The sequence below is a fragment of the Fictibacillus sp. NRS-1165 genome (assembly GCF_050468105.1).
Classification (GTDB): domain Bacteria; phylum Bacillota; class Bacilli; order Bacillales; family Fictibacillaceae; genus Fictibacillus_C; species Fictibacillus_C terrinigri.
The window spans coordinates 1-3,752 of sequence record NZ_JBDPNU010000110.1 but is presented as its reverse complement, the minus strand read 5'-3'; the positions used below and the strand labels follow the sequence as shown (position 1 = coordinate 3,752).

Below are 3,752 nucleotides of genomic sequence, written 5' to 3'. Positions count from 1 at the left end.
TGGTTTTCAAAGAACATTTTGTCGAACGCCGCTCGTTTTGGCGACTTTCTTAGGATAACATCTTTGGTGTAAGGTGTCAACCTCTTTTTTGTTTGTGTTTCTTTTTGTTTGCCGCGTCGTTTCAGCGACAAGTAGTACTATAACACGATAGCAAGAAAGAGGTCAACAGCTTTTTAGAAAAAAGTTTAATTCTTTTTTAATTATTCGTCGTATAGTGGCGATGGAACAAGTTCTTTCCTTTAGTTTGCTGGCGGATCACATCCACGATCCCCTTTTCAATCAGGTGTTCAAGCAGGATTCCGAGGTCAATGGAGTAATCCGAGATCTCACGGTGTTCCATCAGTTCAGCCACTGTCCACTCTTGTTGCTCTTCGAACACTTTTAATAAGTGGCCGGCCCCTAGCTTTGTTTTGGAGCTGATGGAAAACTCGCTGGCGATCAATAGAAGTTCAATCCGTTTATCGATCGATTCATTACCGGTAATCAGCTCTTCATATAATTTGTAGATCTGCGGCTCAATGACCTTTACCTGATTCCACACTGTTATTTCCGGATGGAATCCCCGCTCGATAACAGCCAGCCTTGCCAGGTGATGGAGAGCATGGAGAATATGATTGAAGGAATCTAGATGCTGGCCTTTGTGAAACAGTTCTTTTCCATCTGAAAAGCGGCGAAGCAGTTTTGCAAATTCAATGGTAATTTTTTTAGAGCGCTCAGGAACCGGAAATTTATCAAGCCTGTCTCTTAATTCCGTAATATATTCATTCCGGTTAAACAAGACCTTTCCATTGATGACCCAATCAACCACTCGGCGGTTGGAGCCGAGAAGAAGCCATTCATTGAGCCTCTCTTCCGAAACAATATGTAAAGCGGCAATCTTGTCATCGAACTCATAATGTTTAACACTCCAAGGTTTATCTGCGTGAGTAACGATGATAAATAAGATGCAGTCAAAATTATCCGTTAAGGGGCTAAACGGTTTATTTTTTTCGATCAAAAGAACTCCAAGTGTGTTTTCGTTACTTGCCCTTTCCTGGTAAAGAGGGCGTAACACGTCTTCCATGCCTTCAACTCCCGTTCTAATTTCGGTCTCCATACATTTCAACGCAGGCGCTGAAAATCCTTTCTTTTTTTCCAAGTCCTTGTATACTGTAATTTAGGAGGGACAACCATGATAAAATATACGAGCAAGATCAATAAAATACGCACGTTTGCTTTAAGTCTTGTGTTTATTGGCATCATCATTATGTATGCAGGCATATTTTTCAGAAGCCATTTTATACTAATGTCATTATTTATGCTAATCGGATTTCTTGCAACCCTCGCAAGTGCCGGAGTTTATTTTTGGATTGGTATGATCTCCACGAACGCGGTTCAAGTGGTATGCTCCAATTGCGGCAAAGTAACTAAAGTTTTAGGCCGTGCTGATGCTTGCATGTCATGTAATCAGCCGCTTACCCTCGATAAAGATCTTGAGGGCCTCGAATTTGATGAGAAATATAATTCAAGACGTGCCATGAAAAGGGCCGCAAAAAAATAAGCTGATCCAGTCAAAGCTGGTTCAGCTTATTTTAATGTTTTTTATTTTTACATTCCGGGCAAGTACCGTAGATTTCCATGCGATGATGTCCAACGTCAAATCCCGTAACGGATTCTGCAAGTGTCTCGACCTCATCCAGGCCAGGATAGTGGAAGTCGACAATTTTGCCGCAGTCCTCGCAAATAATATGGTAATGTTTAGTCGTTACACAGTCAAAGCGGCTGGATGCATCTCCATACGTCAATTCTTTAACGAGCCCGACCTCTTTAAATACTCTGAGGTTGTTATAAACCGTAGCCACACTCATGTTAGGAAATTTGCCTTCTAGGGATTTGTATATTTCATCTGCTGTTGGATGTGTCATAGACTGTATTAAGTGTTCCAGAATCGCATGACGCTGAGGAGTTATGCGGACTCCAGACTGCTTTAATGTATCAATGGCTTCATTTATGCGTACTTCAGACATCGTCATGCACCTCACTCTCAAAAGAAATTATTATATTATAATATTTATAATTAGTGTATCTTGAAATACCTGCTTTTGTCAATCGATAGCCCTGTTTAAGGACAAGGAATGACATAAGAAACCAGGTCTTTTTACTTATTATTTTGCTTCTCTGTCTTGTTTCGTATTCCCGGCGGCATAGAAAAAGTGCGGGAGAGAACCCGCACTTTGATTGGAAGAGTTATTACTAAATTCTATGCAAATCATTTCATGCGGTATAGTCAGACGCCTTGATGTGTGTTCCCTATTTTAAATTCTCAGGATTTAAGCCTTCAAGTTCAGGAATTACAAACAATCCGTCTTTTCTGATCAATACATCGTCAAAGTAAAGTTCGCCGCCGCCATATTCCGGACGCTGGATGAGAACCATATCCCAGTGTACGGAGGATCGGTTTCCGTTGTCGGCTTCCTCATAGGCTTCACCCGGTGTAAAATGAATGCTTCCGCAAATCTTTTCATCAAACAGGATATCCCCCATCGGATGCTGGATCATTGGATTGACGCCGATTGCAAACTCGCCCACATAGCGTGCCCCATCATCGGTATCAAAGATTTCGTTGAGCTTTTCTGTGTTGTCAGCGGCCGCTTCAACAATTTTGCCGTCTTTAAAAGTCAGACTTACGTTATTAAAGATGGTTCCGCGGTACGGACAAGGTGTATTATATGTAATTGTACCATTGACACTATCCTTGACTGGAGCTGTGAATACTTCTCCGTCCGGAATATTGTTTTCACCTGCGCATTTTACAGCAGGGATTTCTTTAATAGAGAAGGACAAGTCGGTGCCAGGTCCAGTAATTCTTACTTTGTCCGTGCGTTCCATGAGTTCTTTTAATGGCTGCTGCGCCTCTTCCATTTTCTTGTAGTCGACATTGCAGACATCCAATAGGAAGTTTTCAAACGCCTCATAGCTCATTTTAGCTTTTTGAGCAAGCCCCTTAGTAGGATAATTCAAAAGCACCCATCTGAGGTCATTAATAATGACTTTTTGCACGGGTTTAAAATACTCTCCACGAAGACGAAACTTGTCAGCAGGGACTTCTGAAAGCTCGGAATCATTCTCTGAACTAGAAATCAAAATATAAGCATCAACCTCTTTTGCCCTTTTCAAGTCCCAACCCATTGACGTTTCAAGCTGTTCCGCTTCATAGCCCGTAATTAAATAACGATTGATTTCGTCATCGTATATGTTTACGTACGGGTAAGCACCCAATGCGTAGGCTTCATTTATAAGAGCTTTAATTAAGGGCCTGGCAGTGAGAGGCGATGTAATGAGCACACGCTCTCCTTTTTTCAATTCAACCGAATGGTGCAATAGCGTTTTGGCAAGAGTGACAACTCTTTCGTCCAACATTGTAAATCTCCCCTATTCTATGTATCTTTAAAAAATTCCAACAATTCCATCTTATCATTAAAGCCTTCCTGATGCCCGTAATTAATGCGGTAGTATATACCCGGTTGATCTGCCCATACTATTAGAAAAAAATTAAAGGGGCTTGTTACTATGAACGTAGATCGGGCAAAACAGATTATTTCATCACCAAGCGAAATTGAAGTGCTGTATTTCGGTAAGCCTGTATGGATTGAATCCATCAATTCAGCAAACCAAACCGCATGGGTTCATCCCAACGATGAACCCAGCCATGACATGGAAGTTCCGGTAAGCGACCTGCAGGAACATTAAGATAAAGGGGCTGTCCAGAAAGT

General features: G+C 41.6%; 5 protein-coding genes. 2 read left to right on the top strand and 3 right to left on the bottom strand.

Features of this window, described 5'->3' with window-relative positions; genetic code table 11:
- Window positions 1–196: 196 nt before the first annotated feature.
- Complete coding sequence (locus tag ABHN01_RS24680) at window positions 197–1,063, bottom strand: nucleotidyltransferase-like protein (RefSeq protein WP_429877741.1); 867 nt, start codon at window positions 1,061–1,063, stop codon at window positions 197–199.
- Between the two features lie 108 nt (window positions 1,064–1,171).
- On the opposite strand from ABHN01_RS24680, the gene ABHN01_RS24675 reads away from it, so the two are divergent.
- A complete protein-coding gene (locus tag ABHN01_RS24675) occupies window positions 1,172–1,540 on the top strand; it encodes a YgzB family protein (RefSeq protein ID WP_429877740.1) in 369 nt (122 codons plus the stop codon).
- A gap of 31 nt (window positions 1,541–1,571) precedes the next feature.
- Here the strand turns inward: ABHN01_RS24675 and perR are convergent, their stop codons facing one another.
- Together perR and ABHN01_RS24665 are read right to left on the bottom strand one after the other, a co-directional pair.
- Complete coding sequence (gene perR, locus ABHN01_RS24670) at window positions 1,572–2,006, bottom strand: peroxide-responsive transcriptional repressor PerR (RefSeq protein WP_429877739.1); 435 nt, start codon at window positions 2,004–2,006, stop codon at window positions 1,572–1,574.
- A gap of 283 nt (window positions 2,007–2,289) precedes the next feature.
- Window positions 2,290–3,399, bottom strand: a complete 1,110-nt coding sequence (locus tag ABHN01_RS24665) for an aminopeptidase (RefSeq protein WP_429877738.1) — start codon at window positions 3,397–3,399, stop codon at window positions 2,290–2,292.
- Window positions 3,400–3,549: 150 nt separating this feature from the next.
- On the opposite strand from ABHN01_RS24665, the gene ABHN01_RS24660 reads away from it, so the two are divergent.
- The gene (locus tag ABHN01_RS24660; protein WP_290401353.1) at window positions 3,550–3,729 is read left to right on the top strand and encodes an H-type small acid-soluble spore protein; all 180 of its coding nucleotides are present in this window, start codon (window positions 3,550–3,552) and stop codon (window positions 3,727–3,729) included.
- Window positions 3,730–3,752 lie beyond the last annotated feature (23 nt).

What these genes read in the sequence shown, in the direction of transcription:
- ABHN01_RS24680 (WP_429877741.1), bottom strand. Translation starts at nt 1,063, where the DNA reads ATGGAAGACGTGTTACGCCCTCTTTACCAGGAAAGGGCAAGTAACGAA.
- ABHN01_RS24675 (WP_429877740.1), top strand. Translation starts at nt 1,172, where the DNA reads ATGATAAAATATACGAGCAAGATCAATAAAATACGCACGTTTGCTTTA.
- perR (WP_429877739.1), bottom strand. Translation starts at nt 2,006, where the DNA reads ATGTCTGAAGTACGCATAAATGAAGCCATTGATACATTAAAGCAGTCT.
- ABHN01_RS24665 (WP_429877738.1), bottom strand. Translation starts at nt 3,399, where the DNA reads ATGTTGGACGAAAGAGTTGTCACTCTTGCCAAAACGCTATTGCACCAT.
- ABHN01_RS24660 (WP_290401353.1), top strand. Translation starts at nt 3,550, where the DNA reads ATGAACGTAGATCGGGCAAAACAGATTATTTCATCACCAAGCGAAATT.